General features: G+C 41.9%; 5 protein-coding genes. All 5 read right to left on the reverse strand.

The window, feature by feature from the left end; all coding sequences use genetic code 11:
- Nucleotides 1–60: 60 nt before the first annotated feature.
- The 5 genes from L3V37_RS12235 to L3V37_RS12255 all read right to left on the reverse strand — a co-directional run bounded on the left by L3V37_RS12235 (nucleotide 61) and on the right by L3V37_RS12255 (nucleotide 6,207).
- Nucleotides 61–528, reverse strand: a complete 468-nt coding sequence (locus tag L3V37_RS12235; protein WP_130545087.1) for a GNAT family N-acetyltransferase — start codon at nucleotides 526–528, stop codon at nucleotides 61–63.
- Between the two features lie 94 nt (nucleotides 529–622).
- Nucleotides 623–2,338 (reverse strand): EAL domain-containing protein, encoded by a 1,716-nt coding sequence (locus L3V37_RS12240; protein ID WP_138940463.1) that lies wholly within the window; start codon nucleotides 2,336–2,338, stop codon nucleotides 623–625.
- Nucleotides 2,339–2,549: 211 nt separating this feature from the next.
- The gene (locus L3V37_RS12245) at nucleotides 2,550–3,911 is read right to left on the reverse strand and encodes an L-serine ammonia-lyase (protein WP_005376899.1); all 1,362 of its coding nucleotides are present in this window, start codon (nucleotides 3,909–3,911) and stop codon (nucleotides 2,550–2,552) included.
- A gap of 97 nt (nucleotides 3,912–4,008) precedes the next feature.
- Nucleotides 4,009–5,262, reverse strand: coding sequence for an aromatic amino acid transport family protein (locus L3V37_RS12250; protein WP_005388284.1), 1,254 nt, complete (start codon nucleotides 5,260–5,262; stop codon nucleotides 4,009–4,011).
- A 345-nt stretch (nucleotides 5,263–5,607) separates the two neighbouring features.
- A complete protein-coding gene (locus tag L3V37_RS12255; protein WP_005376901.1) occupies nucleotides 5,608–6,207 on the reverse strand; it encodes a CoA pyrophosphatase in 600 nt (199 codons plus the stop codon).
- Nucleotides 6,208–6,406 lie beyond the last annotated feature (199 nt).

Below are 6,406 nucleotides of genomic sequence, written 5' to 3' on the forward strand. Positions count from 1 at the left end.
CAAGCGAGAAGCTTGCCTTTGTTGTATCTGAATGGCCCAATTTTGATTATGCTTCACCAGCTAGCTCAATGGGTGTCGTAGAATCCATTCTTTTTCATTATCACCCAATGTTGTTTCCTCTGTATTAATGAATCCGCACGCATCAAAAAAACTGATAGCGTATTGCTGACTTTGTGGAACAGTGGCGCAAAGAGAGGTGCTTTTAGGGTTAATGGTATACGCATAAAGGAACAGTTTACGCAATGCCTCACTCCCAACCCCTTGACGCTGGAAACGTTGATCAATCATCAAGTATTTAAGCTCCAGTTCGTATCGTTTAGCAAACGGCGCATGTTGGGAGAAACCTTTATCGATAACAAGATAGCCTACTAATAGGTCATCAGAATAAATCGTAAACAACGCCTCTGACTTACTACGTTTTTGGTAAGCCATTTCAAACGGTGTAAAAAATCCTTTTTGCTCTTCTTGCACATCCAATTGCATCAAACTTGAAAAATCTTTCAGTTTGGTGGGTTTAATCGCAATCATCGCTCAATCACAAATTGGCGGCATACCGTTATGCCACCACGAGTTTTTATAGAGTATTAAATCTATTTTAAGTAACTAACCGAGTGAAGAAAAGCTAGCAATGAAGAGGGTAATAATAACCTTGGTGAATATAGGCGCCCAATGTTGTGAGTAAGTGAGCACTGTCTGCCGTTTCTACGCCTTCAACAATGACCGTGCAGCGATACGTATTGCCCATAGCAATTAACTGACGCAAGGTTTCTATCTTTTTATCATCAGATTTTAGGCCAATAACAAATTCTCGGTCGATTTTTAGGTAGTCCGGATTCAGCTTGCTGATAAGCGCCACATTATTATTGCCGGTGCCAAAGTCATCAATACTGATTTTACAATCCAGTGCTTTTAGTTTCGCGACATTGCCATAAATCTCAGAGGTATAATACATCGATGCATTTTCTGTGATTTCGATTGTCAGCAAACGGCAATCCCGATTAGATAGCTCTCTATATAGGATTGAAAAGTTACGCCCTCGCAGCAAAGAAGGACAAACGTTAATGCTGATAGGGATGGGCAACGCTTTTTGTTTGGTGTAGATGGAATCAATCACCAGTAAGGTATGAGTTAGCAGCAATCCATTGCGGATCAGTGTTTCAATAAACCGTTGCGTATTTTTTACCTTAAACCGGGAGAGGGCTTCGTAGTGCACAATCTTTTGTGCCGAAGTGTTATAAATCGGTTCCAGTTTTATTTTGAATTGTCGAATTGCGCACAAGTAAGCCATAAAGGCTTGTAGGGAGCGGTGACGCAGTATAATGAGAAAAAGTAAGCTCAGTAGAATGATACTTTGAAACGGTCCAGAGATGTAATACACCTCTTTATAGCCACTATTCTTTACGTGATAATTGAAGAAGCGTTCATTGGTGTTACCAATCTCTAACGATGTTCCGGTATTCGTTGATAGCTTCATACCGGAAAGAAAAAAACGTGAAATATGATTTTCAACATTGTCGGATAAGTTAATGTTTTTAACACGAACCAAAACAGTTGCGTTATTTAAGTCAAATGATTGGGTAGTGTAATTGCTATTGTTACTCCACTCTTCAAACGCTTTTTTGCTGACAGGGACAACGGTTTCTGGAGTGACTAAGCATCGAATATTGAAACGATCTAGCATCATGCTCGATTCCACCAACTTCACATTATCAAATAGTGACTTCAGTTCGCTTTCATTAGCAAAGCAACTCCTGCGGGAAAGATTCTCTGCAATTTCGAAGGCGTTATCCAGATAATTATGTTTAACGATGCTGTTTATCGCGTAGTAACAGATAGCAAAGAAAATGATCGCAGTGATCAACACAACCCACATTGCTTCTGAATAGATCTTTTTATTACGCAGGCAAATACGAAGCGCTTTGCGAAGACTATTGGTTGTGTATTGATTGATCTTCTGTTGATGTTCGATGCCATTCTGATGGTTGTTTTGCATAGTAAAAGGGATGAAGTATCCGGTCCGGTGAATGTTTTCGATAATGTTTTTGTTAGTGGTTAAATGTTCTTCCGTGAGCTTGCGAAATTTCTTTCTTAGAGCGGCCACCGCGTTTTTAAAGCCATTTTCAGGCAGTGTCATTTTGTATTGTTGAGTGATTTTGCTTTCTATTAACCGCTGACTAATCGGCGTATTTAAACTGCCGTATGTGGCGATAGTTGACAGAATGGCGTACTCATTTGGGTTGACAGGAATGGAGTGGTGGAGTGACTGATTGAGCTCTAGAGATATTTCGTTTTCGGACAAGCAAACGCAGATTTGGTTTCCAATTTCAAACCTAATCATGTGTTGATGTGCTCCAAGTTTAATTTTTGGCTACGTTATCAATAAAGCTAGGGAAGAGATGTGATTTTTTACTGAGATATCCATAATATTTGGATATATTCAACGTTTTAGGTTTTTTTTACTTGTCCTGATAACGCATTCTCCTGGGTTTTTGGGGTATAAAAAAACCCGAGCATAAACTCGGGTTTTGATTGGTATTCAGAAAGGCGTGTTAGCAAATCACTTTGATTGCTAGACCACCTTGAGATGTTTCGCGGTATTTCGCGTTCATGTCTTTACCTGTTTCTAGCATGGTTTCGATAACCTTATCTAGAGAAACAGTTGGAGCTGAAGAGCGACGTAGTGCCATACGAGTAGAGTTGATTGCTTTTACTGCCGCAATACCGTTACGCTCGATACATGGAACCTGAACCTGACCTGCAACTGGGTCACACGTTAGACCTAAGTTGTGCTCCATTGCGATTTCTGCTGCCATACATACTTGCTCTGGGCTACCACCCATAAGCTCAGCAAGGCCTGCTGCTGCCATAGAACATGCCACGCCAACTTCACCCTGACAGCCAACCTCTGCACCAGAGATCGACGCGTTACGCTTGTAAAGACCACCGATTGCGCCAGAAGCTGCAAAGTAACGGATGTAATCTTTTTCAGTCACAGTTTGGATGAACTTATCGTAGTAAGCCAGTACCGCAGGGATGATGCCACACGCACCGTTAGTTGGTGCTGTAACAACGCGGCCACCTGCTGCGTTCTCTTCGTTTACTGCGAAAGCAAACATGTTTACCCAATCAACAACAGACATTGGGTCGTTTGTTGTCTTTTCTGAAGTAAGTAGCTGCTGGCGAAGTGCTGCTGCACGGCGAGGCACACGCAGTGGACCAGGCAAAATACCTTCTTCATTCATACCGCGATCCATACACTCGCGCATTGTGCGCCAGATGTTTGCGAAATAAGTACGAGTTTCTTCATCTGAATGAAGCGCATGCTCATTCTTCATGGTTAGTGCGCTGATGGACAATCCACTTTCGTGGCATTGGTTAACCAGTTCCTCTGCCGTTGTAAACGGGTAAGGTACTTTTACTGGGTTTTCAGCTTCTTTACCGAAATTTTCTTCATCAACGATGAAACCACCGCCGATAGAGTAGTAAGTTTTTGAGTACGCCTTTTCGTCATCAATCCAAGCGTGGATCTGCATGCCGTTTTCGTGTAGCTCTAGGTTTGTTTTGTGGAAGTTCATTCCACCTTCACGTGGGAACGATACTGTGTGACAGTGCATGCCAACAGGAAGGCGTTCAGTTTCTTCTACACGAGCGATAAAGCCCGGGATAGAATCGATATCAACTTTCTCAGGAGTGTTGCCTGCAAGACCCATGATGATAGCAATATCTGTGTGGTGACCTTTCCCTGTCAGTGATAGTGATCCATAAACGTCAACGGTGATTTTAGTGATGTCGCGCAGTTTTCCCATTGCACGAAGATCATCAATAAACTCTTTACCCGCTTTCATTGGGCCTACAGTGTGTGAGCTTGAAGGTCCAACACCGATTTTATAGATATCAAAAACACTAATCATATCGATTACCTCAGAAGAAAGCCTCCCAAGGGGAGTTGGGAGGCTTAATTTTATCGTTATATTTTTGGATTAATCATACTGCAACGGGCAGAGATGATTAAAGAGCGCCGTAGATTACAGAACTAATTGCAGCAAGACCACAGATTGCTGTGAAAATTTGCACAGGTGCTGAAGTTTTGTACTTAGCCATCGCAGGAACTTTTTGCATTGCGAAGATTGGCATCAAGAATAGGATTGCCGCAATCATCGGTGCACCCATTGTTTCAATCATACCTAGGATGCTTGGGTTAACGATAGCAACGATCCAAGTTGTGATTACAATGAAGATTAGAGACATCTTCTCGATCTTACTTACTGGTGATTTTGAACGAGATTTCACTAGACCAACTAGACCTTCGTGCGCACCCAAGAAGTGGCCAAAGTAGCTAGAGGTGATCGCTGCGAAAGCAACCAATGGACCCATGTAAGAGATCAGTGGAGATTCATGCACGTTTGCTAGGTAAGAGAGAACAGAGATGTTTTGCTCTTGCGCCGTTGCTAGTTGCTCTGGAGACAGAGAAAGTACAACAGAGAAAACGAAGAACATAACAAAGCCCATCAGCATCATTGCTGCGCCACCGGTGATAGCGTCAGTTTTCTTAACTGCGTCATCACCGTATACACGACGTTGCTCTTTAGAGAACTGAGAAATGATTGGGCTGTGGTTGAAAGAGAACACAATAACAGGGATTGCTAGCCAAACGATAGCTGGCATTGCACCCCAGTCAGGTGACACTTCCATCATTGAAGTGTTCCAACCAGGAATTAGGTATACAGACAGCGCTAGTAGGATGAACACGAGAGGGTAAACCATTGCTGAAGTTGCTTTCAGCATAAGCTCTTTACCGAATACTACGCCTGCTGTCATTGCAGCAATAAGTGCACCAGAAAGTAGCCAGCGAGGAATAGATTCCATGCCCATTTGGTTAACTAGGAAAGAGTCAACTGTGTTTGTGATACCAACACCGTAGATAAGTACGATTGGGTAGATAGCGAAGAAGTAAGCGAACGTAATAAGGTTTGCGCCAGTCTTACCAAAGTGCTCTTCTACTGTGTCGGTGATGTCCGCTTCAGGGTTTTTCGCAGAAAGAACGAAACGAGCTAAAGATTTGTGTGCGAACCAAGTCATTGGTGCTGCGATTAGGGCTAGGATTACTAATGGCCAAAAGCCACCTGCACCTGCTTTAATAGGAAGGAACAGTACACCTGCACCTACTGCCGTACCAAAAAGGGACAGACACCAGGTAAAGTCTTTGTAAGAAAACTTACTAGACGATTGTGCGGTAGAAACCGCAGAAGTAGTTGTATTCATTTTTTAGTTACTCATTTTGGGAACAGGAAATAAGTCGGGAGTAATTTTGCAAGATTTTACACTAGGAAAATTAGATCTAAATCATTTATTGCTTACGCTTATTGAATGATATGTCAAAAACCTGCTTTTTATCACGAAAATGATGTGCTACTCGTGATTTCTGCTAATGAGTAAAATTAGAAAAACTTATCAATAGGGCTGTTTGTATAAATTTATTTCACCGCAAGCGTTTGCGGTGAAAATGGAAAATTAATCTAATGTGAATGAATGTTTATGAAGCAACGTTTTATTAATATTGATGCGCATAATGATCGCGCCTATAAAAGCACCGATATCAACAACTATTTAATGTGAAATAATATGTTTTTGCATTGATTCGATAATTTGTGCCGTCATGCCCCAGATGAAATGCTGTCTATATGGGATAGCAAATACACGATGACTGCTTCTTTTTAGGTCAAATTTGGTGCTATACAATTTTTTGGGGTTCAGAATATGGTTGGCAGGAACCTCAAAAACTGACTCTACTTCATTTGGGTCAATATGCGTTTTATATTCCGGAGAAACAAAAGCCAAAAAAGGCGTCACATTAAACTGACTAATCGTTGGTAGTGTAGGCAGTTGACCAAACACATGAATATGCTCATCTTCTATCCCAACTTCTTCTTTGGTTTCCCTTAAAGCGGTATTCACGAGCTGAATATCTTCCTGCTCATATTTGCCACCGGGAAAGCTGATTTGTCCCGGATGATGGCGTAAGTGGGCTGCGCGCTTAGTCAGAATGACTTGTAACCCGTCATCGCGTTCCACAAAACCGATTAAGACTGCCGCATCTCTCAGGGACTTTTCTTTCATCCATTTCAGTCGTGCAAGGGACTCTTTGTGGTAGCCCGTTGGAAGCCGAAATTGAAAGTTCTGTAGTAAATGAGTTTTGTCGATAACCAAACTGAGTCCTTATTTATCGTGCCTAACCATTATTTATTATACTCAAAGACGGCAAAGCGTATGGCGTTATCGTTCCGAGTACCCCACGTTTAGTAGACACTTTACTAAGTTAGATCTAGGGTCTAATTGAGAGGTGATTTATGGCTAAACATCGTAATCCAGCGTACACCGAAGAATTCCGTAAAGAAGCAGTTCGCTT

It is taken from the genome of Vibrio sp. D54 (assembly GCF_021728075.1).
GTDB classification, from domain to species: domain Bacteria; phylum Pseudomonadota; class Gammaproteobacteria; order Enterobacterales; family Vibrionaceae; genus Vibrio; species Vibrio alginolyticus.

Coding starts and splice junctions, on each gene's coding strand:
- L3V37_RS12240 (WP_138940463.1), bottom strand. CDS start 2,338: ATGATTAGGTTTGAAATTGGAAACCAAATCTGCGTTTGCTTGTCCGAA.
- L3V37_RS12235 (WP_130545087.1), bottom strand. CDS start 528: ATGATTGCGATTAAACCCACCAAACTGAAAGATTTTTCAAGTTTGATG.
- L3V37_RS12245 (WP_005376899.1), bottom strand. CDS start 3,911: ATGATTAGTGTTTTTGATATCTATAAAATCGGTGTTGGACCTTCAAGC.
- L3V37_RS12250 (WP_005388284.1), bottom strand. CDS start 5,262: ATGAATACAACTACTTCTGCGGTTTCTACCGCACAATCGTCTAGTAAG.